Source organism: Methylobacterium sp. A52T, from assembly GCF_053346095.1.
Genome location: NZ_JBKFBI010000092.1, coordinates 1 through 23,484 on the forward strand (window position 1 = coordinate 1; position 23,484 = coordinate 23,484).

Sequence of the window (23,484 nt, forward strand, 5' to 3'; positions counted from 1 at the left end):
CCCGGGGCCCAGACCGCGACGGCGTGCGAGCCCTCCGGCGTCGCCAGGATCACCGGGTCCGGCCGCTCCCCCGCTCCGGGGGCGAGGGGGGCGAGCCCGCCGGGCGGCGGGGCGAAGCGCCAGGCCGCGGGGGACGCCGCCGGCACCGCGGCGGGGAGGGGGGGGGGGCGGGGCCGGCCACCGTGACGGCGTCGGGCGCGGCACCCCGTCGGGCGCCGCGCCCGCACGGGCGGCGGCTCTACGCCTTCCCCACCGCCATGAGCGCGAAGGCGTAGATCAGCGCCACCTCCTCCAGCCGGTCGAACCGGCCGGCGGCGCCGCCGTGGCCGGCCTCCATGTTGATCCGCAGGAGCACCGGCCCGCCGCCCGTCATGGTGGCGCGCAGCCGCGCGACCCACTTGGCCGGCTCCCAGTAGGTCACCCGCGGGTCGGTGAGCCCGCCGAGCGCCAGGATCGCCGGGTAGTCCTTGGCGGCGACGTTGTCGTAGGGCGAGTACGACAGGATCGTCCGGAAGGCGGCCTCGCTCTCGCCCGGGTTGCCCCATTCGGGCCATTCCGGCGGGGTCAGTGGCAGCTCCGCGTCGAGCATGGTGTTGAGCACGTCGACGAAGGGCACGTCGGCGACGATGCCGGCGAACAGCTCCGGCGCGAGGTTGGCCACAGCCCCCATCAGCATCCCGCCCGCCGACCCGCCATGGGCGACGATGCGCTTCTCGGACGTGTAGCGCGCGTCGATCAGAGCGCGGGCGCAGGCGATGAAGTCCGTGAAGGTGTTGGGCTTCTTCTCGCGCTTGCCGTCGAGGTACCAGCGCCAGCCCTTCTCGGTGCCGCCGCGGATATGGGCGATCGCGTAGACGAAGCCGCGGTCGACGAGGCTCAGCAGGTTCGTGCGGAACGCCGCCGGCATCAGCGTGCCGTAGGAGCCGTAGCCGTAGAGCAGCAGCGGCGCGCCGCCGTCGAGGGCGAGGTCCCGGCGGTGCAGCAGCGAGATCGGCACCTGCTCGCCGTCCGGCGCGGTGGCGAAGAGCCGCCGGGTCACGTAGGCGGCCGGGTCGTGGCCGCTCGGCACCGCCTGCCGCTTGCGCAGGAGCCGGGTGCGGGTCGCGCAGTCGTAGTCCCAGGTCTCCGACGGGGTCGTCATCGACGAGTAGACGAAGCGGATCGTGGCCGTGTCGAAGGCGAGCCCGGCCCGCAGGCCGAGGGAGTAGGCCTCCTCGGCGAAGGCGACGACGTGCTCGGTGCCGTCGGCGAGGTCGCGCACCACGATCCGCGGCTTGGCGTTCTCGATCTCCAGCCGGATCAGGTGGCCGGCCAGCAGGTGCAGGTGGCGGATCATCACCCCGGACCGGTGCGGGACGAAGTCGGTCCAGTTGGCGCGGCCCGGGTCGTCGAGCGGCGCGGTGACGATCTTGAAGTCCTCGGCGCCGTCCGCGTTGGTGCGGATGAACAGGCGGTCGCCGCGGTGCTCGACGCCGTAGATCAGCAGCGGCGTGCGCGGCTCGACGAGGCGCAACGGGGCGTCTTCCGCGTGCCGGTCGAGCAGCCGGACCTCGGAGGTCTCGTGGTCGCTCACCGTCACGTCGAGGAAGGCGCCGGACTGCGTCTTGCCGATGTGTACGAAGTAGCCGGCATCGGCCTCCGTGTAGACGGTCTCGTCCTCGCTCTGCCCCGTGCCGACGCGGTGGCGCATCACCTTGGCGGGGCGGTGGTTGGCGTCCACCGCCACGTACCAGAAGCTCGCACCATCCGCGGCCCAGACCGCCTCGCCGGAGGTCGCCTCGACCCGGTCGTCGAGGTCGAGGCCGGTGGCGACGTCGCGCACTCGGATCGTGTAGAGTTCCGAGCCCTTGGTGTCGGCGCTCCAGGCGAGCCGGGCGTGGTCGTCGGAATGCACCGCGGCGGCGATCTCGAAGAACGGCAGGCCCTCGCCCTCGCGGTCGCCGTCGATGAGGATCGTCTCGTCCGGGTCCGGGCCCGACTCGGGCACGTCGGGTGATGTGGCCGGCCTCCGGCAGATCAACGGGTGCTGCCCGCCCTCGCGGTGGCGGGTGTAGTAGGCGAAGGGTCCGTCCGGCTCGGGGACGCCGCTCTCGTCCTCCTGGATCCGCCCGCGCATCTCGGCGACGAGCTGCCGCCGGAGCTCCGCGCTCCCGGCGAGCGCCGCCTCGGCGAAGGCGTTCTCGGCGTTCAGGTAGGCGGCGATGTCCTCCGGCAGCGCGGCCGGGTCCTTCAGGACCGTCTGCCAGTTCTCGGCCTTCAGCCACGCGTAGTCGTCGGTGATCTCCTGCCCGTGGACGCTGAAGCGTCGCGGCCGGGCCTCGGCCACCGGCGCGCCGGTCCTGTGAGCGAGCAAGCCGTGGCCGATCTCCGTCATCGTCTCTCCCGTCGGGTCCCGTCGCGCGCGGGTGTCGCGTCCGGGTGAGGGGATGTGTCCCGCCGGGCGCGCGGATGCAAGGCGTCCGGGGGCGGGGCCGGGGCGGGAGGCGCGTCTCGCCGGCCGGGACGGCGCGGCCGCGGGACCGGGGCCGACCCGTTGCTTTCCGGCATCGGTGGCGCGGGAAACGGTCCGGCCGACGACGCGATCCGCCGGGGCGGTCCCGCGCCGGAGCGGCGTCGGGAGCCGCGCCGGGGCGGCCCGATCGGGCGGTCTCGGCGAAGGCCCCGAACCCGCCAGGGACTTGGCGCAGCGGCCGATTTCGCCCTCGCCGCGGCACCGGAACGCCGCGGGCGCGCCACAGATCCTGACAAGTCGAGCCGAGCACAGGCCCGAGAAGATCGCTCTGGGATTATCCGGCTCCGCGATCCGTCCGACATGAAGGGGGACTTGCGGATGGTGGAATGGCCGATTCGATGCATGTTTTGTGTGCGGAGTACCGGAAACATCGTACGAAGCGGGGGACAACGGGCGTACTGGCGGGTGTTGCGGGGTTGCTGAGTCTGCCGGTGGAGGCGGCGGAACTTCCCGATCGGCGAAAATCGCGGCTCATCGAGCACGTGCGGATCTGCTCGGCCTACGGCCAGGCCTTCTTCTTCATCCCCGGCACCGATACCTGCCTGCGCCTCTCCGGCCGCGCGCGCTACGAGTACGCCTACCAGCCTTCCTACAGCCGCTCGGGGAGCGCGACCGCCACCCCGGGGGATTACAGCGGCTACCAGGGCCGCCTCCGGATCAACCTCGACGCCCGGAGCCAGACGTCCTACGGCACCCTGCGCGCCTTCCTCCGTCTCGACGCCGGGAGCCGGACCGGTTTCGCCACCATGCATGCCGGCGCGCTGAACCGGATCGGCGGCGCCTTCCCGGCCCTGGGCGTCGACCAGTTCGGACGGGCCCAGCAGCAGGTCAACGTCGACAAGGCCTTCATCCAGTTCGCCGGCATCACCGCCGGCCGCGCCTCCTCGTTCTTCGATTTCTACGCCCACGACTTCGAGTTCATCGTCGCCTCCGTCGGCTCGGACAATCCCTCGACCAACCTCGCCGCCTACACGGCGACGCTGGGCAAGGGCCTGTCCGCCTCGCTGTCGATGGAGGACCCGGTGTTCCGCCGCACGCCGGTCTACGCGTCCCAGAACGCCGCGGCCTCGGCGTTCCCGAATCCCGGCGCGATCCTCTCGCCCGGGAACCCCGTCGCCCCGGTCTTCGTCGGCTACGACGCCGCCGGCCGCCCGACCGGGGTGGGCTTCGTCGACACGGTCCAGCGCAGCCGCATGCCCGACATCGTCGGCGTGCTGCGCTCCGACCAGTCCTGGGGCTCCGCGCAGCTCTCGGGGGCCGTGCACGAGGTCAACCACGGCCTGCTCAGCAGCGTCTCGTTCGCCGGCACGAACCTGGGCGCGCCCGTCTCGGTGGGCAACAACCGCACGCCGGGCGGCGCGGCCTCCGCCCTCGGCTGGGCCGTGCAGGGGGGCGTGAAGATCAACCTGCCAGCGATAGCGACCGGCGACACGCTCTACCTGCAGGGCGCCTACGGGGAGGGCACCGCCCTGTATACCGGCCTGCCGGCCTATAACGGCCCCTGGGCGCAATCGGCCACCGCGGTGCAGGGGGCGGCCTTCTCCCAGTTCTTCAGCGACGGCGTGATCAACCCCTTCACCCAGCGCCTGGAGCTGTCGACGAGCTACTCGTTCACGGCGGCGATGCTGCACTACTGGACGCCCGCGGTCCGCTCCGCCTTCTTCGGCTCCTACGGCGCCCTGAGCTTCGCCCGCGGCGCCCGCGCGGCGCAGGGCGCCTATTTCGGCGTGACCGGGACCGGGCCGGGCACCCCCGGCACGCGGTTCTTCGACCTGAGCCAGGTCCTGCGGGACAGCTACCGCTTCGTGGTCGGCGGCAACCTGATCTGGTCGCCGGTGAAGGAGTTCGATATCGGCGTCGAGGCGATCTACACGCGCTACGGGCCGCAGAGCGGCCGCATCCTGGACCTGGGCCGGTACCCCAACCAGAACGCGGCCTACGTCAACAACCTCGCCAATCCGGTCTCGACCGCCCGCCACGTCGACGTCATCCAGGTGCGCGCGCGCGTGCAGCGGGACTTCTGAGGGCGGCTGCGGATCCGGGGTGGTCCAGGAAGGCGGGCGGCGATGCCGGCTCTACCGGGAGCCGGTTCCCGCCTGGGGCGTTGAACCGCCGGCCGTGGCGTCGACCACGGTCGCCGGTTCGATCCCGAGGTGCCGACATGGACGCGATCCCCGATCCGCAGCCGGATCCGCAGGACGATCACCCCGCCGCGGACTTGGAGCGGGTGAACGACATCCTCGCGGTCTGGGCGGCCCGCTCCGCCTCCGAGAGCGCCGCGCTGATCGACCGGTTCGAGGCGATGGGCTACGAGGTCCGCGGCAAGTCGGAGGGCGAGATCGCCGACATCCTGCACCGGCCGCCGACGCGCGCGGCCGCCGCTAGATAGCTGTGGGTTGTAGGTAAAAAAGCCTTGACCTTCTGAGTTTTCCTGAGAGACTGGGGGCTTCGTACGTCCGTCGTAGCACACACGGAACAAAACATGAACATGCGAGTGAAGGGCGGCCGTTCCGCCTCGGCGGGGACGCGTCACCGCGGCGCCGCTCCGGGGGATCTCCCGGCGGAGGCGGCGCGCCTGCTGGCGCGGCTCGGGGAGCCCGGCGCCTACGCGCGGCCCGACCCCCTGGTCGAGGACGCGCTGGTCGCCCGGCGCGGCGGCGACGGGATCTCGGTGGGGAGCGGCCGCTTCGCGGCCACCTCCGGGCGTGCCCTGGCGGCGGCCGATCTCGCGACGTGGAACGCGGCCGGCACGCGCCTGACGATCAGCGAGGCCGGGCGGGCGCGCCTGCGCCGGGAGGCCCGGCCGGGCGACCTCACCTTCGCGAACCAGCACCGCGATCTCGCCGTCGTGGAGGGCGGGGCCGGGCCGACCCTGCGCAACGCCGCCGAGAACCCCCTGGCCTGGATGGTGCGCCGGCGCGACAGGGACGGCGCGCCGCTCATCGACGCGGCGGCCTTCGAGGCCGGGGAGCGGCTGCGGCGGGACATGACCGCCGCCGCCCTGCTGCCACGGATGGGCGCGGATCTCGGCGCGCCCCGGATCGACGGCGGCGGCCCGCGCGACCCGGCCTCCGCGGCCGACCACGTGATCGCGGCCCGGCAGCGGGTGCGCGGCGCCCTCGACGCGGTCGGGAGCGACCTCTCGGGCCTGCTGATCGACCTCTGCGGATTCCTGAAGGGCCTGGAGCGGATCGAGGCCGAGCGGCGCTGGCCGGCCCGCTCCGCCAAGGTCGTGGCCCGCATCGCCCTGGGGCGGCTCGCCGAGCATTACGGGCTGGAGCGGGAGGCGACCGGTCCGGACCGAGGCCGCCTGCGCCTCTGGCGCGGGTGAGGCCGCTCAGGCCTCGGCGGCGAGCCGGACCGCGTCGCGGTGGATGCGCTCCGCCATCGCCCGGACGCCGTTGGAGCGCTTCGACGTGACGTGGGCGCCGAAGCGGAGCTGCCGGAACAGGTCGAGGCCGTCGGTGTCGGCGGCCTCCTGGGGCGTCTTGCCGGTGTAGAGCGCGATCATCAGCGCCACGAAGCCGCGGACGATGAACGAGTCGCTGAAGCCGTGCAGGACGAGGCGCGGCGTGCCGTCCGTCCGCTCCGCCCGCGTGTCGATCCAGACCTGGCTCTCGCAGCCGTGGACGCGGTTCGCCTCGGTCCGCTCCGATTCGGGCATCGGCGGCAGGGCGCGGCCGAGCTCGATCAGGTACTCGAGCCGCATGTCGTCGTCTTCGACGATCTCGAAATTCTCGATGATGGTGTCGATGGGAGGGAGCATGCTCGGCCGGGTCCGGAAAGGTCTGGGCCGCTATAGGCCGGCCGCGCCGTCGTGGCGACGGGGTCCGGCGCCGCGGGCGCTCATTGCGGACCGGGGCGCGCCGGCGGCAGGGTCAGCCACAGGGGGTCGCCCGGGCTGGCATCGCCCGCGACGCTGATCTCCGCCTGGGCCGCGTAGGCGGCGATGAGGCGGGGGCCGAGCTTCGGGACGTTCGGCCGGCCCGACTCGGCCGTGTCGCTGACCTTCGAGACGATCGAGAGGCGCAGCGGCGCGGCGGCCTCGATGTCGATGGCGATGGCGCAGGCGACGTGCTCGGCGGTGGCGTCCAGGCACTCGGCCACGATCTCCGCGACGATCATGCCCAGGGCGTTGGCGGTGCGCGGCTCCACGAGACCGTTCCCCGAGCCGCCGACCTGGACGCCGATCCGCCCGGCCCGCCGGAGCTGCCCGAGCCCGGAGGCGAGGCGGTGCAGGTAGTCCTTGAGGTCGATCGACGCGATGTGCGGCGCCTCGTGCAGGTGCTGCTGCACCAGCGCGATCGCCCGGACCCGCTGGCCCAGCGCCTCGAAGCTGCCGCGGCAGGGGTCGGGGGCCGCCCGCCCGTAGAGGCCGATCAGGCTGACCATCACCTGGAGGTTGTTGCGGACCCGGTGGTAGACCTCGGCCAGCAGCGCCTCCTTCTCGGCCAGCGCGTGCTCGATGTGCTCCTCCGCGTGCTTGCGGTCGGTGATGTCGAAGCAGGAGCCGAGATAGCCCTGGAACCGGCCGTCCTCCACGAGGGGGCGGGCGGTGTCGAGCAGCCAGCGGTACTCGCCGTCGTGCCGCCGGAGGCGGAACTCGACGGTGAAGGGCGCCCGCGCCTCGAACGCCTCGGCGACGATCCGGGCGTGCCGCTCGAAATCCTCGGGATGCAGCCCGCTGCGCCAGCCGAGGCCGAGCTCCGCCTCCAGGGGGCGCCCGGTAAATTCCAGCCAGCACTCGTTGTGGTGGATCGCGTGGCCGGCCTCGTCCGAGCGCCACATCATCAGCGGCACGACGTCGGCGAATCGCCTGAAGCTGTCGCTGAGGGCGGCGGCTTCCGCGGTGCCCTGCGCCGGGCCCCGACCAGGATCCCCCGCGGGGCCGTTGCCCAGCAGGTCTTCCGCGCCGGACCCTGGTGGCTCACCGACCATTCTGTACCCGATTCACTCTGACGAACTGCGTGAAAGGCGACGCCTGCGTGCGGATGGCGCCGGTCAACGTGTCGACCGGACGGCCGTTCCGGTCCTGAACCGCGTTCAGATCTGCCATTCACCGGGACATTAGCGGCAATACCTTTCGAGCCCGTTCAGCATCCCGCCGACGTGCGGGGCCGCACCGGGCGCGCGGACGCGGCGCAGAGCCGGTCGGGCGACCCCGGCCGAGGTCCGGCCCGCGCGCCGCCCCTGACCCGCGCACACAACCTGTAGCTGGCTTTTGGATAACCACAGATAGTTCGTGACGCCCCGATCCGGTTGTGTCTCTTGGCAGAAGACACAACCTTGAGGGTGCCGTGCCGCCTGTCCCGACCGCGACGAACGCCGCCCGCTGGACGGTGCTCGCCGGCCTCGTCCTCCTCGGCCTGTCTGGCGGCGCCGTCGCCCGGCCGTTCCCGGAGCCCGACGACCGGAACCTCGACCGCCACGGCCATTACCGCAGCCGGGACGGGTCCGACGTCCACCGGCCGGCCAAGAGCCTCGACGGCAAGACGCCCGCGGGCGCCACGGCCAAGTGCCGGGACGGTACGTGGAGCTTCAGCCACACCCGTCGGGGCACCTGCTCGGGTCACGGCGGCGTGGCGCACTGGGAGGGCTGAGGCCGAACTATGTCTTAAGTCCTAGATCTGGCGCAGAATAGGAATTTGCGCTTGACACCGGCGCGCTGCCGGGGTATCAACCAGGCACGGTCGAGACGTGTGCGGAGAGACCCCGATGTGGCCACCCCCTCCCAGCAGGGCGGACAGCCGCGCCGAGGCCCTGGCGCTCCTGCGCGAGACCGACCTGACATGCGACGCGATCGCGGCCCGTCTCGGCGTCCACCCGAAGACGGTGCATACCTGGAACGCCCGGGCCGGCTGGCCGAGGCCGCGGCAGCACCGGCCGCGGCTCCTGACGGGGCGCTGGCCGGCGGCGCGCCGAGCCGCCCTGATCCGCCTGCTGTGCACGCCGGGCGCCGATCCGGGCGACGTCACCGAGATCCTCGGTCTCGGCCGGCTCGACCCGGCGATGATGGCCGCGGCCTTCGGGGCTGACCTGCCGCCGGCGGTCACCGGGCGCGGCGACCCCGCGGCCGACCCGGCGACCCTGCGGGCGCGTCTGCGCGCCCACATCGCTCGGCAGATCGCCGCCTTCGACGCGGCTCTGAGCGGGGCGGGGGCGGGCGCGGGCGACTCCGCCCGAATCCTGCGCGACCTCGGCGGCCTCAAGCGGCTCCTCGACACGGTGGATGCGGAGGGCGCGCGCGCCGCCGCGGGGGAGGGGGGCGATGGCACCGAACGCGACACCGAACCCGGCACCGAACCCGACCTGCCCGCCCTGCGCGCGGAGATCGCGCGACGCGTTGCTGGCTTTGTCGGCGGCCGGGCGACTGCCTGACTTCCTCGAGACGCTGCCGCCGGACCTCCTGCGGGCGCTCGCGGGCGACTGGCTGCACCAGGCCCGGCCGGACCAGCTGCCGCCGCCCGACGCGGCGCCCTGGACCACCTGGGCGGTGATCGGCGGCCGCGGCAGCGGCAAGACCCGCACCGGGGCCGAGTGGGTCGACGCCCTCGCGCGCGGCGACCCGGCCTTCGCGGGGGCGCCGGTCGGACGGATCGCCCTGGTGGGCGAGACCCATCTCGACGTGCGCGACGTGATGGTCGAGGGGCCCTCCGGCCTCCTCGGCCTGCCGGCGCGGGGACGGGCGAGGCCCACCTGGTCGCCGAGCCGCCGCCGGGTGGAGTGGAGCAACGGCGCCGTCGCGCTCGCCTTCTCGGCGGAGGAGCCCGACGCGCTGCGCGGCCCGCAATTCGGCGCCGCGTGGTGCGACGAGGCCGCCAAGTGGCGCCGGCCCGAGGCGGCCTTCGACATGCTGCAGTTCGGCCTGCGCCTCGGCGCCCGGCCGCGCAACCTCGTGACGACGACGCCCCGGCCGGTGCCGCTGATCCGCCGCCTGCTCGCGGACCCGCGCACGGTGGTGAGCCGCGCCCGGACACACGACAACGCCGCGCATCTCGCGCCCGACTTCCTCCAGCAGGTGGTCGGGCGCTACGCCGGCACGCGGCTCGGCCGGCAGGAACTCGACGGCGAGCTCATCGCCGACCGGGACGACGGCCTGTGGACGCGCGCGGCCCTGGAGGCGGGCCGCATCGCCGCGGCGCCCGATCTCGGCCGGATCGTCGTGGCGGTGGATCCCCCCGCCACCTCGGGCGCGCGCTCGGATGCCTGCGGGATCGTGGCGGCCGGGCGCGCGGGCGGGCACGCCTACGTGCTGGCCGACGCGAGCCTCGCCCGCGCAACCCCGCAGGCCTGGGCGGCCGCGGCGCTGGCGCTGTACCACCGGCTCCGGGCCGACGCCCTCGTGGTCGAGGTCAACCAGGGCGGCGAGATGGCCGCCGCCGTGCTGGGCCAGTGCGACCCCGCCGTGCCGGTGACCCGGGTCCACGCCACGCGGGGCAAGTACCTGCGCGCCGAGCCGGTCTCGCTGCTCTACGCTCGCGGGCTGGTCCACCACGTCGGCGCCTTCCCGGCGTTGGAGGACGAGCTGTGCGATTTCGGTCCGGACGGCCTGTCCGGCGGGACCTCGCCCGACCGTCTCGATGCCCTGGTCTGGGCGCTCACGCACCTGATGCTGGAGCCCCGGGCCGAGCCCCGGATCCGGCGGCTGTGACAGGGGTAGCCGGAAACAATTCGGCGCGCTTCGGGTGAAGCGCGCCGGAGTCGGTTCGTGGTCTCTGGAACGAACTGCATGCTGTATACACAATGTCGTGCGCCAAATCTGTAGCGATCAGGCCACGGCACGCGGTCCTGAGCTGGGAATCCCCACCGTAATTCTCCGTATTGCGCGCTGGCGGCGGGCGGGTTGAGCGGCGCATCTGTCGGGTTGATCCGCGCCGTCCTTCCCGGGCGCCGCGGCCCGGCCCAGAATCCCGAACCGTCTTCGGCGCCCGAGCCCGGCATATCGGCGTGCCGGGCTCATCGACGTGCCGGCCTCCTGGGATCGCGAGCGGGCGCTCAATCGCCGCCGCCACCGCCATCACCGCCGCCGCCGCCATCGCCGCAGCTGCCGCCGTCGCTGCCGTGGCAGCCGCCATCGCCGAAGATCGCGCCGCCGTCGCCGCCGGAGCCCGAATCGTAGCTGTGGGAGCCGGAGCGGCGTGGCCCCCGGGAGCGTGTCGCGGAGGGCATGAGGCAGCGGAGGAAGGGGACGAGCGCGATGACGAAGATCGCGAGTTCGAGGGCCTGCTTCCTGTCCATCGGAACCTCCATCGGTTCGTCGGTCCGGACAGTCTAGCACAGATCTGTGCCGGGCCGGTCACGGCGGAGCGGTCAGGCTCCGCAGGGCGGCCCGGACGTCGGCGAGGGTGCCGACCAGGGCGTAGCAGGCGAAATCGTGCGCGCCGGCGGCGGCGTTCGCCAGCCGGAAGCGGCAGCTCAGGCGGCTCGCCCCGGCCTCGGGCGCGACCGCGAAGCCGGGCCGCGGCGCGTCGGGCTCCTGCTCCGGCGGACCCGGGGCCCAGACCGCGACGGCGTGCGAGCCCTCCGGCGTCGCCAGGATCACCGGGTCCGGCCGCTCCCCCGCTCCGGGGTCGAGGGGGGCGAGCCCGCCGGTCGACGGGTCGAAGCGCCAGGCCGCGGAGAACTCCGCCGGCACCGCGGCGGCGAGGGGTTCGAGACGCAGCGCCGCCGCGGGCTCGGCCAGGACGAAGCTCGCCTGCACCTCCACGGCGTTGCCGAGGCCCGGCAGGCCGAGGGCGACCCGCTTGCGCAGGAGCGGGGGCGGGGCCGGGATCGCGGGGCTCGCGGAGGCGGTCGGGCAGTCCGAGGGCGGCTCGTCGGCCGGGTCGGCGGGGCCGTCCCAGGCCATGCGGGTCTCGGTCTCGGCCCAGCTCCGGCCGGCGCGCAGGGCGCGGAGCCGGTGGGCGGCGGGCGCGCCGGACCCGTCCTGCGGGGTGCCGGCCTCGCTCGCCCGGCGGCAGGCGGCGCCGGAGCCGATCTCCGCCCGCGCCTGCAGGGCGTCGCCGGGCTCGGTGTCGGCGAGGAAGGTGACGCCGTCCCAGGTCAGCGTGTCCACCGCCCCGGCGACCCGCCGGGACAGGCGCAGGCTGATCTCGGACCGGCCGAAGGGGCGCGCCAGGATCAGGGTCCCGTCGGGCTCCGGCCACAGGGGCGCGGGTGCGGGCGCATCCGCGGCCCGGGCCGGCGCGGCCGGGGGCGCGGCCAGGAGCGCGGCCAGGGGCCCGGCGAAAAGCGGGGCGACGAGCGCCGCGACCCGCGCTGCGACGCAAGTCCCCGCCCGGACCCGTCCCCGGAACCGCGCCTGGGGCCGTGTGGGGATCCGGGGCTGCATCGCGTGACCATAGCTCAGGAACGGACCGGCATGTCGACCCTCCTCGAACGCCTGGCGCGGGTCGCGCGCCGCGCCGCCGGCGGCCCGGCCCTCGCCACCAAGGCCGCCCCGGCCCCGGCCTTCGCCCTCTACGCCGAGGGAAGGGCCAACTGGACGCCCCGCGATCCGGCGGCGCTCGCCCGGGCCGGCTACCAGGCCAACCCGGTGGTCCACCGGGCGGTGCGGCTCGTCGCCGAGAGCGCCGCGAGCCTGCCGCTGATCGCCACCGGCCCCGGCGCCGAGCGCGCGGGCGACCTGCTCGCCCTGCTGGCGCGGCCGAACCCCCGGGAGAGCGGCCCGCACCTCCTGGAGACCCTCTACGCCGACCTCCTCCTCACCGGGACGGCCTACCTGGAGGCGGTGAGCCTCGACGGGCGGGTCGCCGCGCTCCAGGCGCTGCGTCCCGGACGGATGCGGGTCCTGCCGGGCCCGGACGGATGGCCGGTGGCCTATCTCTACACGGCGGGCGGGCGCAGCCGCCGGTTCGACCTGCCCGAGCCGGGGATCGCCGTGGCGCCGATCCTGGCGCTGACGCTGTTCCACCCGGAGGACGAAACCGGCGGCCTCGCCCCGATCGCGGCGGCGGCCGCAGCCCTCGACATCCACAACGCCGCGAGCGCCTGGAACAAGGCGCTGCTCGACAACGCCGCCCGGCCGTCCGGCGCCCTGGTCTTCGCCGGGGCGACGCTGTCCGAGCCGCAATTCGACCGGCTGAAGGCGGAACTGGAGGCCAACTACCAGGGCGCCGCCAATGCCGGCCGGCCGCTGCTGCTGGAGGGCGGGCTCGACTGGAAGCCGCTCGCGCTCTCGCCGCGCGACATGGATTTCGTGGCCGCCAAGGACGCGGCCGCCCGGGAGATCGCCCTGGCCTTCGGCGTGCCGCCGCTCCTGCTCGGCCTCCCCGGCGACAACACCCACGCCAACTACGCCGAGGCCAACCGCGCCCTCTACCGCCAGACCCTGATCCCCCTCGCGGCCCGCACCGCCCGGGCGCTGGCCGGCTGGCTGGAACCCGCCTTCGGCGCGATCGACCTGGAGCCCGACCTCGACCGGATCGAGGCGCTCGCCGGCGAGCGGGAATCCCTGTGGCGCCGGGTCCAGGCCGCGGACTTCCTGTCGGTGGCGGAGAAGCGGGAGGCCGTGGGCTACCCGCCCGCGATGCCGGGGGCGCCGGGCACACCCTGAGGCGCGGGGCGCGCCCCCACTGTCCCATCCGAGGATCACCCATGGACGGCCACTTCTCCGGCTATGCCAGCCTGTTCGGCGTGCCCGATCTCGGCCGCGACGTGGTGGTGCCGGGCGCCTTCGCGGCGAGCCTCGCCCGCCGCGGGGCCGCGGGCGTGCGGCTCCTGTTCCAGCACGACCCGGCCGAGCCGATCGGCCGCTGGCTCGCCCTGCGCGAGGACGGCCGCGGCCTGTTCGCGGAGGGCGCGCTCAACCTCGCGGTGCAGCGCGCCCGCGAGGTCGACGCCCTGATGCGCGGCGGCGGCCTCGACGGGCTCTCGATCGGCTTCCGCACGCTGCACGCCCGGAAGGGCGCCGGCGGCGAGCGCCGGCTCCAGCAGGTCGACCTCTGGGAGATCTCGCTCGTGACCTTCCCGCTGCAGCCGGGGGCCAGGGCGAGCCCGAGCCCGAGCCCGACTTCCGGCCCGCACCCGGAGGCCGACGCGATCCGCGGCCTCGCCGGCCTGATCGCGCCGCCGGGCGCCCTCGGACCCGCCGCGAGACCCGCCGCCAGACTTACCGCGAGACCCATCGCTTGGCCGCTGCCGGCCGCGCGGTCCTGACTTCCACCCCCGACGAGGCCCGCCATGGACGCCCAGACCCCGATCGCCGATCCCGCCCTCGCGCCGCCGCGCGGCCTGCCGCCGCTCGAGAACAAGGCCGCCCAGTCCGAGAGCGGCCCGGTCCGCTCCGCCCTGGACGAACTCGCCGCCGCCTTCGCGGCCTTCAAGGAGACGAACGACGCGCGGATCGACCGGATCGAGGGCCGCCTCGGCGTCGACGTGCTCACCGAGGAGAAGCTCGCCCGGATCGACGCGGCCCTCGACGCCGCCCGCACCCGGCTCGACCGGATCGCCCTGGAGCGGGCCCGGCCGCCCCTCGGCCAGCCGGACGTCCGGGAGACGGGGGCCGCGCACGAGCACAAGGCCGCCTTCGACCTCTACGTCCGGGCGGGCGAGAGCGCCGGGCTCAAGCGCCTGGAGGCCAAGGCGCTGTCGGCCGGCTCCGGGCCGGACGGCGGCTACCTCGTCCCCGACACGATCGAGCGGACCGTGCTCGCGCGCCTCGGCCAGGTCTCGCCGATCCGGTCGATCGCCAGCGTGCAGCCGATCTCGGGCGCCCAGTACAAGCGCGCCGTCTCGGTGGGCGCGCCGGTCACCGGCTGGGCCGCCGAGACCGCGCCGCGGCCCGAGACCGCCGCGCCGGCCCTGTCGGAGATCGCGTTCCCCGCCATGGAGCTCTACGCGATGCCGGCCGCCACCCAGACGCTCCTCGACGACGCCGTGGTCGATCTCGACGCGTGGCTCTCGGCCGAGGTGGAGACGGCCTTCGCCGAGCAGGAGGGCGTCGCCTTCGTCTCCGGCAACGGCGCGAGTCGCCCGCGGGGCTTCCTGAGCTACGACACGGTCGCCAACGCCGCCTGGGTGCCGGGCAAGATCGGCACGGTCGCCACCGGGGCGGCCGGGGCCTTCCCGTCGGCCAGCCCGGGGGACGTGCTGTTCGACCTGATCTACGGGCTGCGGGCGGCCTACCGGCAGAATGCCGGCTTCGTCATGAACCGGCGCACCCAGAGCGCGATCCGCAAGTTCAAGGATTCGGAGGGCAACTATCTCTGGCAGCCGCCCCTCGCCGCCGGCCGGTCCGCGACGCTGGTCGGCTTCCCGGTCACCGAGGCCGAGGCGATGCCGGACCTCGCCAAGGACAGCCTGTCGGTGGCCTTCGGCGATTTCCGCCGGGGCTACCTCGTGGTCGACAGGACCGGGATGCGGGTGCTGCGCGACCCGTACTCGGCCAAGCCCTACGTGCTGTTCTACACCACCAAGCGCGTCGGCGGCGGGGTGCAGGATTTCGACGCGCTCAAGCTCCTGAAGTTCTCCTGACGCGGCGGCCCTAGCCGGGGCAGGCCGCGCGGTCGCCGCAGCCCGCGAGCCGCCCGGCCTGCTGCTTGGCCTGCTGCTTGGCCCGCTCGAGATTGGTGCGGGCGGTGACCAGCCGCTCGCTGGCCTCCCGGCGGATCCGCACCGAGGTGCCGGGCTTCGCCTCGCGGACGTCCACGGCCTCCCAGTAGGCCGTCGCGGCCTGCAGCTCGGCCTGCGCCTCCTTGAGGGTCGGGACCGGCGGCTGCGGCATCTCGGGCATCTCGGTGAGGCGGCCCTCCAGCACGGCCCGCGCCACGGCGATCTCGAACCGCCGGTCGACGCCGAACTGCGCCATCCGCTCCAGGTTCGGCTCGATCATCTCGAGGAGCGCCAGGGTCGGGACGACCAGCGCGTGCGCGTCCCCGCCCCAGCCCGGATCGCATTTCTCGCCGTTGACCGCCCAGAAGATCCCGCGCGCGGTGGCGATGCGGCCGTTCCGCACCTCGCGGACGCGCAGGAAGAAGAAGCGCTCGCCGTAGATCGGGTCGAGCGAGCGAATACAGGCCAGACTGCCGGTTCTGGCCGCCTGATAATATGTCTCAAGATCGATTTCCACTGACGTCTCACAATTTCAAGGGCTGCATGACGCGGATCCGCTCGGGCGGACGCGCGGAAATCATGGAAACGCTGAAACAGTACGCGGACGACTCGGGCGTGGGACGGGATGAAACGAAGCGCTGCGCATGGGCGGCTCGCCTGGGGCCGATCGGCCGTGCCGGTCGACCCGATGGGGTGAGAGGGGACCGGGACCCCGGCGCCGCCTCTCGATGCCGAGCAGTCCGGGTCCGGTCCGGTCGGCAGACGTCCGTCGCTGCGTGTCCCGCGCGCCCCCCGGCGCGGTCCTGCAGGGCGATCGGATGCGGTCCGAGCCGGCCCGTGAGGGCTCGACGGCCGAATACCCCTTCGTTTCCGGTAGATCAATACGATCTGTCAGGGAAGTACAGTGTTTCTGCTAGAAACATGGTCTGTTAGTACGCTTTCCAGCCGAAACGCTCGTGCTGTGTCTGTTTCCGTCGGACAAACAAGATCATTTTTATGTGGCCGCGTGGCCACCGAATACATCGGCACGGGTGGCCGTTCCGATTTGGGATTGATGGCTGCGGCCATTTGCGGGAACTTATTTGAACACGAGCTCGAAAGAACCAGAGCTCATCGGCAAGACGAAGCAACTCGGCCGAAACAAATAATAGCAGCGCGGCCTGCCTGGCTGAATGCTGTCTCCAATATGGGTCTCGACGTTTTGGGGAAATCGATGAGGATCTTGAAGCACACGCTCCTCTGTTCCGCCGCGGCTCTGTCCGCGGCGAGCGCAGCGCAGGCGGCTGATCTGCCGGTCAAGAAGGCTGTCCCGGTCGAGTACGTCCGCGTCTGCGGCGCGTACGGCGCCGGCTTCTTCTATATCCCCGGCACCGACACCTGCCTGCGTCTCTCCGGCCGCGCCCGGTTCGAGGGCGGCTACATGACCAGCTACTCGCGGCAGAACGGCTCGAACGTCGGTGACACGTCGGGCTACCAGGGCCGGATGCGCATCAACCTCGATGCCCGCACCCAGACCGCCTACGGCACGCTGCGCGCCTTCGTGCGCCTCGATGCCGGCTCCCGCACCGGCTATTCCGGCGTCGGCCAGTCGGGCACCCAGCAGCGCATCGGCCAGGCCTTCCCGGCTCTCGGCATCGACCAGTTCGGCCGCGCCTCGCAGTTCGTGAACGTCGACAAGGCCTTCATCCAGTTCGCCGGCATGACCGCCGGTCGCGCCTCGTCGTTCTTCGACTTCTACGCCCACGACTTCGAGTTCGCCGGCGCCACGCTCGGCTCCGACATCGCCTCGACCAACCTGCTCGCCTACACGGCCACGCTCGGCAACGGCCTGTCCGCCACGATCTCGGCCGAAGATCCGGTCTTCCGCCGCAGCCCGATCTTCTCGCAGACCAACAACCCGGGCGGCGTGACGAACAACTCCAACATCGTCAATTTTGCTCAGACGAACGCTCCGGCCGAGGTGTTCATCGGCTACACCGGCGGCGTGCCGACCCGGTACAGCTTCGTCGACGTGATCCAGCGCTCGCGCATGCCCGACGTCGTCGGCGCCCTGCGCCTCGACCAGGCCTGGGGTTCGGCTCAGGTCTCGGCCGCCGTCCACGAGCTGAACGTCGGCAACGTCGCGAACGGCGCCGGCACCGGCACCGGCTCGAACATCAGCATCCCGCACACCAGCAACTCGTACGGCTGGGCGGTGCAGGGCGGCCTGAAGATCAACACGCCGTTCATCGCGCCGGGCGACGCCCTCTACCTGCAGGGCGCCTACGGCTCCGGCTCGCAGATGTACACCGGCTACTGCGCGTTCAGCGGCTGCTACTCGCAGAACCCGACGACCATCCAGGGCCAGAAGTTCGCGCAGTACTTCAACGACGCCACGGTGAACCCGTTCACGGGCCAGATGGAGCAGTCGACGAGCTTCACCGCGACGGCCTCGTACCTGCACTACTGGACGCCGGAGTGGCGCTCGGCCTTCTTCGGGTCGTACGGTGAGATGAACTACAGCAGCGGCGCCCGTCTGGCCCAGGGCGCGGCCTTCGCGCTGTCCAATCCGGGCGGTGCCAACTCGTTCGGCGTGAACGCCGTCGGCGTGCCGGGCACCCGGTTCTACCAGCTCAGCGAGGCGCTGCGCGACACCTACCAGTTCGTGGCGGGCGGCAGCATCATCTGGTCGCCGGTCAAGGACCTCGATATCGGTGTCGAGGGCTTCTACACCCAGATCGGCGTCAAGAACGGCCGCGTGATCGACCGCGACAAGAGCCCGACGGCCTACGCCAACGTCGCCGGCATCAACAACGGCACCTTCGTGCCGCGGACCACGACGGCGGACAGCGTCTCCACCTTCCGCTTCCGCGTCCAGCGCGACTTCTGATCCCCGATCGGGACCGGTTCGCTCTCCAAAGCTTCCCGGTCCTGATGTCCCCGTGCAAAGGGACCCCACTGAGCCCGGCCTCGCGGCCGGGCATTTTCGTTTCCCCGATCGCGTCGGGTCGCGCCCCGCCCGAAGGCGGGGCGCCGCGATCCTCAGCGGCCCGCGTTGCCGTCGCGCAGGGTGCCGGTCGGCTCCTGCACGTGCGCCTCGAGGAACCAGAGGTGCTTGTCGACCGCCCGCGAGATCTCGGTGAACAGGTCGGCCGTGTCGGGGTCGCCCGCCTCGTCGGTCTCGTCGATGTTCTGCCGCACGGCGTTGGCGTAGGCGGCGTAGCTGTCGATCAGCGCGGCGATGTGGTCGGCGATGGCGTAGATGCCGGTCGGGTAGGCCGGCAGCTTGGTGCGCTCGGCGACCGCCTGGGTCGAGCCGAAGGCCGTGGCGCCGAGCTGGACCGCGCGCTCGGCGACGCTGTCGTTCAGCTCGTCGAGCTGGGTGCGGAACCCGTCGAGCATCTCGTGGACGCCGATGAACTGCGGCCCCTTGAGGTTCCAGTGGGCCTGCTTGATCGCCAGGGCGAGGTCGATGCCGTCCGCGAGCCGGGCGTTGAGCGCCTCGATCGAGACCTTCTTGGCGTTCGAGTCGGTGTTGTTGCGGGTCTTGTGCGTCCGCGGGGTGTTGCTGGTGCCGGTGTCGGCCATGCTCTCGCTCCGTGAGCCGGGAAGGTTCGGATGCGAAAAGTGCCGATCGGCCCCCGGGTTCCCGCAGGCGCGAAGGATCCGGGGGCGGGCAGCGGTATTGCCGCGGTCAGGCCGCGGTCAGGCCCCTCAGCGGCGGCGGCCCGGGCGGGCCATCCAGTCGGACCGGTTGCCGCGGGGCAGGGCGTCGCCGACCTGGATGCGCGACAGCTCCGCCGTGCGCGCAGCGATCCAGCCGGCATGCTCGGCCACCGGGGTCACGGCGGTGAAGCCGCCGCAGGCGGTCCGGCGGGCGCCCTGCTGCAGGGCGCCGCTCGACCAGCTCACCACGCCGACGATCCGGTAGCCGCCGGGGCCGCCGGTCAGGATCGGGCCGCCCGAATCGCCGAGGCACGCACCGGCACCCGAGGTCTCGGCCATGCGCCGCCGGTCGGTGACGACGGTCACCCGGTTGGCGACCTGGAGCGAGCCGATCGACACGAGGTGGGCGAGCCGCAGGATCCGCGCCGAGTTCCGCCGGTTCTCGGCCACCACGCCGAAGCCCGCGATGTCCACGGGCTGCCCGTCGGTGATCGAGCCCGCCCCCCGGGGATCGAGGGGCGCGTAGTCGTTGCCGAGCGGGCGCTCGAGCTTGAGCAGCGCCAGGTCGACGCCGGGCTGATCCTCGGGGGTCGTCCCGGGCACGAAGTCCGGGTGCATGGAGGCGGTGATCACCGCGGTCCGGTGCTGGCGGAAGTTCCGGTCGACGCTGATCACGGTGTAGCCGGCCGGCCGCATCACGCAGTGGGCCGCGCTCAGCACGAGGTCCGGGGCGATCAGCGTCCCCGAGCAGATCTCGCCCTCGGTGCTCTCGATCCGCACCACGAAGCTGCGCGCCCCGTTCGGGTCCCGCGTCGTCGTGCCGTTGATCACCGCCGCCGCGGGGGTGGGCAGCAGGCCGCCGAGGGCGCCGAGCAGCGACAGGCCCAGGATCCCGCCCCACAGGCCGCCGCGCAGGCTGCGCTCGCGGGGGCCGGCCTTTCGGATCGGGCGAGGAGACATCGGGAACTCCGGGCGCGCGCGGGCGCGGGTGGGGGACGCCGGAGGCGGCGCCGAGGGAGCCTGGGGCGAGGGGCCCCAGATCGAGTGAGCCTAGAGCAAGGCAATAGCCCGGCCAAGCTGAGGTTCCCTGCGGACACCGCGCCGCGACGCTACTGCGCCCAGCGCGCCGTCCGGTCCCAGCCCTCGAGCACGCGGTCGATCCAGCCCCGCTGCGGCCCCACCAGGACGCCCTGGGTGAGGCCGCCGCAGGCGCCGCCGATCCAGGCCGACAGGGCGAGCACCGCCCCGTCCGGTCCCGCGATCGGGCCGCCGGAATCGCCCTGGCAGGCGCCGCCGCCCGCGCCCTTCAGCCAGACCAGGATGCGGCTCGGCCCGTAGGGCTCGATCACCGGCAGGCCGAGGCTGCGGTAGGTGCCGGTGGAGCGCGGGTCGCCGGGCTTGGCCGCGCCGTAGCCCGACAGGGTCAGGGTCTCGCCCGCCCGCGCCGGGGCGGCGCTCAGGGTCACGGGCGCGAAGCGCGGCGGCAGCGGCGTCTCGGTGCGCAGCAGCGCGAGATCGACGGACCGCCGCCGGGAAGCGGCCGCGCCGGCGTCGTAGCCCGGATGGACCGCCCGCGCGGTGACGTCGACGAGCACCGGCGCCCCGGCGGCGTCGCGGAAATGGACGCGGTGCTCCCTGGCGTCGGCGAGGCAGTGGCCGGCGGTCAGCACCGTGTCGGGGGCGAGCACCACGCCGGTGCAGACGCCGCCCTTCGACGACAGGACCATCACGGCCCCGTCGGCCGGCGCCTCGGTGCCGCCGACCACCGCCCGCGCCGGGCCGGCCGCGAGCGCCAGGATCGCCGCCAGGGTCGCCACCGGGTTCGCCACCCGCGCGGCGCGGGCCGCCGGGCGGCGCTTCAAGATCGGCATCGGACCACCTGCAGAGAGACGCGCGATGATCCCGTTACGCATCGCCGCCGCCGCCGTCGAGCCGGTGGGCGTGCCCGACCTGCGCGCCTACCTGCGCGTCGACTCCGACGCGGGCGCCGACGAGGACGGCCTGCTCCAGGCCCTGATCGCGGCGGCCCGCGCGAGCCTGGAGATCGAGACCCGGCGGATCCTGGTCCCGGGCCGGTACCGGATCGCCCTGACGGCCTGGCCGCCGGACGGGCAGGTGCCGCTGCCCCTGAGCCCGCTGGTGGCGATCCTCCGCGCCGGCCTCGCGGACGCGTCCGGAGGTGTCACCGACCTCGACGCCGGGCTGGTGCGCCTCGGCCCCGACCCGGACGGGGCGCCGTCGCTGCAGGTGGATCCGGCCGCGCCGGATCCCGCCGGCCGCACGATCCTGATCGAGGTCGCGGCCGGGTACGGCGGCGACGGGCCGCCGCTCCCCGAGCCCCTGCGCCTCGCGATCCTGCGCCTCGCCGCCGCCCGCTACGAGCGTCGCGGCGACGAGCCCGACGCCGCCCGCACCGACGCCGCCGCGCTCGGCGCGCCGTTCCGGCGCCTGCGCCTGTGATCCTCGCACCCGGAGCTGCCCCGATGGCGACCTCGTCCCAACGCCCGCCCCTCGGCGCGCGGCGGCGCCGCTTCGTGCTCGAGCGGCCGCTGGAGGAGCCGGACGGGTTCGGGGGCGTGCTGCGCCGCTACGTGGCCGGCCCGGTCCTGTGGGGCGCCATCGCCCCGGCGGGACTCGCCGACCGACCGGCCGGCGGCCGCACCGACACGCGGCCCGCCTACCGCGTCACCCTGCGGAGCCGGGCCGCGCTCGACCCGACCATGCGGCTCGCCGCCGGGCCGCGCCGCTTCGCGATCCGCGCCGTCGCCGAGCCCGACGCGCGGGACCGCGACCTGATCTGCCACGTCGAGGAGCTGCCCGGGGAGGGCCGGTCGTGAGCGATCCGGGCCCGCTCCTGGCGCTCCGCGCCGGCCTGATCGCCCGCTTCGCCGCCGACGCCGCCCTGGCCGCGCTGCTGGGCGGCCGCGTCCGGCTCTACGACGAGCCGCCGCGGGGCACGCTCCCGGTCTACGCGCTGTTCGGCGACGCCGAGATCGCGGACGAATCCGTCGACGGCGCCGAGCGCCACCGGCACAGCCACGCGATCGCGGTGATCGCCCAGGCGGGCTCGGTGCGCACCGCCCTCGACGCCGCTTCGCGCATGGCGGTGCTCCTCCGGGACGCCCCGACGCCCCTCGTCCTGCCGCTGGCCGGCTGCCGGCTCGTGACCCTCCGGGTCCGGGCCGTCCGCGCCCGGCGCGACGCCCGGACCGGCGAGGCCAGGGCGACCCTGACGGTCGAGGCCGTCACCGAGAACCTGTGAGGCGAGAACCTGTGAGGAGGGTGCCGATGGGCGCGCAGAAGGGCAAGGACCTGCTGATCCGGGCCGGCGACGGCGCGGGCGGCTTCGTGGCGGTGGCGGGCCTGCGCAGCCGCCAGATCACCCTCAACGCCGAGACCGTCGACGTCACCAACGCCGATTCCGCCGGGCGCTGGCGCGAGCTGCTCGCCGGGGCCGGGGTGCGGCGGGCCGCGATCGCCGGCTCGGGCGTGTTCCGCGACCAGGCCTCGGACGCGCGCCTGCGTCTGCTGTTCTTCGAGGGCGCGGTCGAGGTGTTCCAGATCGTGATCCCGGCCTTCGGGATCCTGGAGGGGCCGTTCCAGATCGCGAGCCTGGAGTACCGGGGCGACCATGCCGGCGAGGTCACCTTCGACATGAGCCTCGAATCCGGCGGCGCGCTCGCCTTCGCGGCGGCCTGAGCGCCGTGGCCAACCGGATCCGCGGCGAGGTGCCGCTCACTCTCGGCGGGCGGCGCTACACCCTCTGCCTCACCCTCGGGGCGCTCGCCGAGCTGGAGGCCGCCCTGCAGGCCGGCGACCTCGCGGGCCTCGCCGCGCGCTTCGCCGGCGGGCGCGTCTCGGCTCGCGACCTGATCGCCCTCCTGGGCGTCGCCCTGCGGGGCGGCGGCCACGACCTCGACGACGCGGCGGTGGCGCGGCTGCCGCTGGCGGGCGGGCTCGACGCCGTCTCGGCCGCCCTGGGCGACGTCCTGGCGGCGGCCTTCGGGGAGTTGCCGGGCGGGCAGGCGCTGGGCGGGGAGGCGCCGGGCCCGGCAAACCCTCCCTAGGGCCGGACGCGGACAAGCCGCCGCGTCCGGCCCCGGGCCGCTTCCCCTGGGACGACGCCCTCTCCCTCGGCCTCGGCGCGCTGGGCTGGCGGCCCCGCGACTTCTGGTCGGCGACGCCGCGGGAGTTCGCCGCGGCGCTCGGCCGGCGCGCCGGCCCGGAGCCGCTGTCCCGCGCCGCCTTCGCGCGGCTCCTCGCCGCCCATCCCGATCCACCGTGAGGCACCGCCATGGCCGAGACCGACCCGCAGCCCGACCCGCAGCCCGACCCGCAGCCCGACCCGCAGGGGGATCCGCTGTCCGACGACCGGATCCGGCAGCTCGAGACGCTGGACCGGCTGGCGCAGAGTTTCGGCCGCAGCCTCGACACGGCGCTGACCCGCGGGGCCGCGTCCGGCCGCAGCCTCGACGGCGTGCTCGGCACCATCGGGGCGCGCCTCGCCGGCGTGGCGGCGCGGGCGGCGGCCGGGCCGATCCAGTCGGGCCTCACGGGCCTGATCGGCGCGATGCTGGGCTCCGGCGCGGAGACGGGCTTCGCCCGCGGGGGCGTGTTCCGGGGCGGCCGCGTCCAGCCCTTCGCCGCCGGCGGCGTCGTGGCCGCGCCGACCTACTTCTCCATGGCGGGCGGCGCCGGCCTCATGGGCGAGGCCGGCCCGGAGGCGATCCTCCCCCTCGGCCGCGGGCCGGACGGCCGCCTCGGCGTGGCCGCGG

Annotated in this window: 25 protein-coding genes and 1 pseudogene; 17 read left to right on the plus strand and 9 right to left on the minus strand. The window is 74.1% G+C overall.

Annotated features, from left to right (window positions below):
* Positions 1-238: 238 nt before the first annotated feature.
* A complete protein-coding gene (locus ACLBYE_RS20220) occupies positions 239-2,374 on the minus strand; it encodes a S9 family peptidase (protein WP_447695527.1) in 2,136 nt (711 codons plus the stop codon).
* A gap of 464 nt (positions 2,375-2,838) precedes the next feature.
* Here ACLBYE_RS20220 and ACLBYE_RS20225 point away from each other — a divergent pair, with 464 nt between their 5' ends.
* From ACLBYE_RS20225 to ACLBYE_RS20235, 3 genes are all read left to right on the plus strand, one after another.
* On the plus strand, positions 2,839-4,536 hold the full coding sequence (locus ACLBYE_RS20225) for a porin (protein WP_447695528.1): 1,698 nt from the start codon (positions 2,839-2,841) through the stop codon (positions 4,534-4,536).
* Positions 4,537-4,673: 137 nt separating this feature from the next.
* On the plus strand, positions 4,674-4,901 hold the full coding sequence (locus tag ACLBYE_RS20230) for a hypothetical protein (protein ID WP_447695529.1): 228 nt from the start codon (positions 4,674-4,676) through the stop codon (positions 4,899-4,901).
* Positions 4,902-5,000: 99 nt separating this feature from the next.
* Complete coding sequence (locus ACLBYE_RS20235; protein ID WP_447695548.1) at positions 5,001-5,843, plus strand: DUF6456 domain-containing protein; 843 nt, start codon at positions 5,001-5,003, stop codon at positions 5,841-5,843.
* Positions 5,844-5,849: 6 nt separating this feature from the next.
* Here the strand turns inward: ACLBYE_RS20235 and ACLBYE_RS20240 are convergent, their stop codons facing one another.
* Together ACLBYE_RS20240 and ACLBYE_RS20245 are read right to left on the minus strand one after the other, a co-directional pair.
* Positions 5,850-6,278: a SufE family protein gene (locus ACLBYE_RS20240; protein ID WP_447695530.1), complete on the minus strand. Its 429-nt coding sequence runs from the start codon at positions 6,276-6,278 to the stop codon at positions 5,850-5,852.
* Positions 6,279-6,358: 80 nt separating this feature from the next.
* Positions 6,359-7,450 (minus strand): sensor histidine kinase, encoded by a 1,092-nt coding sequence (locus tag ACLBYE_RS20245; RefSeq protein WP_447695531.1) that lies wholly within the window; start codon positions 7,448-7,450, stop codon positions 6,359-6,361.
* 359 nt (positions 7,451-7,809) lie between these two features.
* On the opposite strand from ACLBYE_RS20245, the gene ACLBYE_RS20250 reads away from it, so the two are divergent.
* The 3 genes from ACLBYE_RS20250 (at position 7,810) to ACLBYE_RS20260 (ending at position 10,163) form a co-directional block, all read left to right on the plus strand.
* A complete protein-coding gene (locus ACLBYE_RS20250; protein WP_447695532.1) occupies positions 7,810-8,112 on the plus strand; it encodes a DUF3761 domain-containing protein in 303 nt (100 codons plus the stop codon).
* Between the two features lie 115 nt (positions 8,113-8,227).
* The gene (locus ACLBYE_RS20255) at positions 8,228-8,890 is read left to right on the plus strand and encodes a helix-turn-helix domain-containing protein (protein WP_447695533.1); all 663 of its coding nucleotides are present in this window, start codon (positions 8,228-8,230) and stop codon (positions 8,888-8,890) included.
* Positions 8,865-10,163, plus strand: coding sequence for a DNA-packaging protein (locus tag ACLBYE_RS20260; protein ID WP_447695549.1), 1,299 nt, complete (start codon positions 8,865-8,867; stop codon positions 10,161-10,163). Before ACLBYE_RS20255 ends, ACLBYE_RS20260 begins: the two co-directional genes overlap by 26 nt.
* A 344-nt stretch (positions 10,164-10,507) precedes the next feature.
* Here the strand turns inward: ACLBYE_RS20260 and ACLBYE_RS20265 are convergent, their stop codons facing one another.
* Both ACLBYE_RS20265 and ACLBYE_RS20270 read right to left on the minus strand, forming a co-directional pair.
* On the minus strand, positions 10,508-10,750 hold the full coding sequence (locus tag ACLBYE_RS20265; protein ID WP_447695534.1) for a hypothetical protein: 243 nt from the start codon (positions 10,748-10,750) through the stop codon (positions 10,508-10,510).
* 58 nt (positions 10,751-10,808) lie between these two features.
* A complete protein-coding gene (locus tag ACLBYE_RS20270; RefSeq protein ID WP_447695535.1) occupies positions 10,809-11,843 on the minus strand; it encodes a hypothetical protein in 1,035 nt (344 codons plus the stop codon).
* Positions 11,844-11,873: 30 nt separating this feature from the next.
* Between ACLBYE_RS20270 and ACLBYE_RS20275 the strand changes: the two genes are divergently transcribed.
* From ACLBYE_RS20275 to ACLBYE_RS20285, 3 genes are read left to right on the plus strand one after another with little or no spacing between them, the layout of a single operon-like run.
* Positions 11,874-13,067: a phage portal protein gene (locus ACLBYE_RS20275; protein ID WP_447695536.1), complete on the plus strand. Its 1,194-nt coding sequence runs from the start codon at positions 11,874-11,876 to the stop codon at positions 13,065-13,067.
* A 41-nt stretch (positions 13,068-13,108) separates the two neighbouring features.
* The gene (locus ACLBYE_RS20280) at positions 13,109-13,669 is read left to right on the plus strand and encodes an HK97 family phage prohead protease (RefSeq protein WP_447695537.1); all 561 of its coding nucleotides are present in this window, start codon (positions 13,109-13,111) and stop codon (positions 13,667-13,669) included.
* 24 nt (positions 13,670-13,693) lie between these two features.
* Entirely contained in the window at positions 13,694-14,986 is a 1,293-nt protein-coding gene (locus ACLBYE_RS20285) for a phage major capsid protein (protein ID WP_447695538.1), read from the plus strand.
* 10 nt (positions 14,987-14,996) lie between these two features.
* Here ACLBYE_RS20285 and ACLBYE_RS20290 read toward each other — a convergent pair whose 3' ends face one another.
* Positions 14,997-15,581, minus strand: coding sequence for a hypothetical protein (locus ACLBYE_RS20290; RefSeq protein WP_447695539.1), 585 nt, complete (start codon positions 15,579-15,581; stop codon positions 14,997-14,999).
* Between the two features lie 696 nt (positions 15,582-16,277).
* On the opposite strand from ACLBYE_RS20290, the gene ACLBYE_RS20295 reads away from it, so the two are divergent.
* Complete coding sequence (locus tag ACLBYE_RS20295; RefSeq protein ID WP_447695540.1) at positions 16,278-17,933, plus strand: porin; 1,656 nt, start codon at positions 16,278-16,280, stop codon at positions 17,931-17,933.
* A gap of 152 nt (positions 17,934-18,085) precedes the next feature.
* Here the strand turns inward: ACLBYE_RS20295 and dps are convergent, their stop codons facing one another.
* The 3 genes from dps to ACLBYE_RS20310 form a co-directional block, all read right to left on the minus strand.
* Entirely contained in the window at positions 18,086-18,631 is a 546-nt protein-coding gene (dps, locus tag ACLBYE_RS20300; RefSeq protein WP_012321876.1) for a DNA starvation/stationary phase protection protein Dps, read from the minus strand.
* A 126-nt stretch (positions 18,632-18,757) separates the two neighbouring features.
* Positions 18,758-19,669: a S1 family peptidase gene (locus ACLBYE_RS20305; RefSeq protein ID WP_082557900.1), complete on the minus strand. Its 912-nt coding sequence runs from the start codon at positions 19,667-19,669 to the stop codon at positions 18,758-18,760.
* 149 nt (positions 19,670-19,818) lie between these two features.
* On the minus strand, positions 19,819-20,580 hold the full coding sequence (locus ACLBYE_RS20310) for a S1 family peptidase (protein WP_447695541.1): 762 nt from the start codon (positions 20,578-20,580) through the stop codon (positions 19,819-19,821).
* A gap of 25 nt (positions 20,581-20,605) precedes the next feature.
* On the opposite strand from ACLBYE_RS20310, the gene ACLBYE_RS20315 reads away from it, so the two are divergent.
* The 7 genes and pseudogenes from ACLBYE_RS20315 to ACLBYE_RS20345 all read left to right on the plus strand — a co-directional run.
* Positions 20,606-21,169, plus strand: a complete 564-nt coding sequence (locus ACLBYE_RS20315; RefSeq protein WP_447695542.1) for a head-tail connector protein — start codon at positions 20,606-20,608, stop codon at positions 21,167-21,169.
* Positions 21,170-21,192: 23 nt separating this feature from the next.
* Entirely contained in the window at positions 21,193-21,546 is a 354-nt protein-coding gene (locus tag ACLBYE_RS20320; RefSeq protein WP_447695543.1) for a head-tail adaptor protein, read from the plus strand.
* On the plus strand, positions 21,543-21,971 hold the full coding sequence (gene gp17, locus ACLBYE_RS20325) for a tail completion protein gp17 (RefSeq protein ID WP_447695544.1): 429 nt from the start codon (positions 21,543-21,545) through the stop codon (positions 21,969-21,971). The genes ACLBYE_RS20320 and gp17 overlap by 4 nt, the downstream gene beginning before the upstream one ends.
* Before the next feature lie 26 nt (positions 21,972-21,997).
* Positions 21,998-22,408, plus strand: a complete 411-nt coding sequence (locus tag ACLBYE_RS20330; protein WP_447695545.1) for a phage major tail protein, TP901-1 family — start codon at positions 21,998-22,000, stop codon at positions 22,406-22,408.
* Positions 22,409-22,413: 5 nt separating this feature from the next.
* Positions 22,414-22,776 (plus strand): gene transfer agent family protein, encoded by a 363-nt coding sequence (locus ACLBYE_RS20335; protein WP_447695546.1) that lies wholly within the window; start codon positions 22,414-22,416, stop codon positions 22,774-22,776.
* Between the two features lie 53 nt (positions 22,777-22,829).
* A pseudogene (locus ACLBYE_RS20340) lies at positions 22,830-22,994 on the plus strand (phage tail assembly chaperone); the annotation flags it as partial.
* Between the two features lie 9 nt (positions 22,995-23,003).
* A partial coding sequence (locus ACLBYE_RS20345; protein ID WP_447695547.1) for a phage tail tape measure protein occupies positions 23,004-23,484 on the plus strand: 481 nt, incomplete at its 3' end.

Excerpts from the sequence above, each read along its gene's own strand:
- ACLBYE_RS20315 (WP_447695542.1), top strand. The coding sequence starts at position 20,606 with ATGATCCCGTTACGCATCGCCGCCGCCGCCGTCGAGCCGGTGGGCGTG.
- ACLBYE_RS20265 (WP_447695534.1), bottom strand. The coding sequence starts at position 10,750 with ATGGACAGGAAGCAGGCCCTCGAACTCGCGATCTTCGTCATCGCGCTC.
- ACLBYE_RS20275 (WP_447695536.1), top strand. The coding sequence starts at position 11,874 with ATGTCGACCCTCCTCGAACGCCTGGCGCGGGTCGCGCGCCGCGCCGCC.
- ACLBYE_RS20225 (WP_447695528.1), top strand. The coding sequence starts at position 2,839 with ATGGCCGATTCGATGCATGTTTTGTGTGCGGAGTACCGGAAACATCGT.
- ACLBYE_RS20295 (WP_447695540.1), top strand. The coding sequence starts at position 16,278 with ATGAGGATCTTGAAGCACACGCTCCTCTGTTCCGCCGCGGCTCTGTCC.
- ACLBYE_RS20235 (WP_447695548.1), top strand. The coding sequence starts at position 5,001 with ATGCGAGTGAAGGGCGGCCGTTCCGCCTCGGCGGGGACGCGTCACCGC.
- ACLBYE_RS20245 (WP_447695531.1), bottom strand. The coding sequence starts at position 7,450 with ATGGTCGGTGAGCCACCAGGGTCCGGCGCGGAAGACCTGCTGGGCAAC.
- ACLBYE_RS20310 (WP_447695541.1), bottom strand. The coding sequence starts at position 20,580 with ATGCCGATCTTGAAGCGCCGCCCGGCGGCCCGCGCCGCGCGGGTGGCG.
- ACLBYE_RS20330 (WP_447695545.1), top strand. The coding sequence starts at position 21,998 with ATGGGCGCGCAGAAGGGCAAGGACCTGCTGATCCGGGCCGGCGACGGC.
- dps (WP_012321876.1), bottom strand. The coding sequence starts at position 18,631 with ATGGCCGACACCGGCACCAGCAACACCCCGCGGACGCACAAGACCCGC.
- ACLBYE_RS20230 (WP_447695529.1), top strand. The coding sequence starts at position 4,674 with ATGGACGCGATCCCCGATCCGCAGCCGGATCCGCAGGACGATCACCCC.
- ACLBYE_RS20280 (WP_447695537.1), top strand. The coding sequence starts at position 13,109 with ATGGACGGCCACTTCTCCGGCTATGCCAGCCTGTTCGGCGTGCCCGAT.
- ACLBYE_RS20305 (WP_082557900.1), bottom strand. The coding sequence starts at position 19,669 with ATGTCTCCTCGCCCGATCCGAAAGGCCGGCCCCCGCGAGCGCAGCCTG.
- ACLBYE_RS20285 (WP_447695538.1), top strand. The coding sequence starts at position 13,694 with ATGGACGCCCAGACCCCGATCGCCGATCCCGCCCTCGCGCCGCCGCGC.
- ACLBYE_RS20220 (WP_447695527.1), bottom strand. The coding sequence starts at position 2,374 with ATGACGGAGATCGGCCACGGCTTGCTCGCTCACAGGACCGGCGCGCCG.
- ACLBYE_RS20270 (WP_447695535.1), bottom strand. The coding sequence starts at position 11,843 with ATGCAGCCCCGGATCCCCACACGGCCCCAGGCGCGGTTCCGGGGACGG.
- ACLBYE_RS20240 (WP_447695530.1), bottom strand. The coding sequence starts at position 6,278 with ATGCTCCCTCCCATCGACACCATCATCGAGAATTTCGAGATCGTCGAA.
- ACLBYE_RS20320 (WP_447695543.1), top strand. The coding sequence starts at position 21,193 with ATGGCGACCTCGTCCCAACGCCCGCCCCTCGGCGCGCGGCGGCGCCGC.
- ACLBYE_RS20255 (WP_447695533.1), top strand. The coding sequence starts at position 8,228 with ATGTGGCCACCCCCTCCCAGCAGGGCGGACAGCCGCGCCGAGGCCCTG.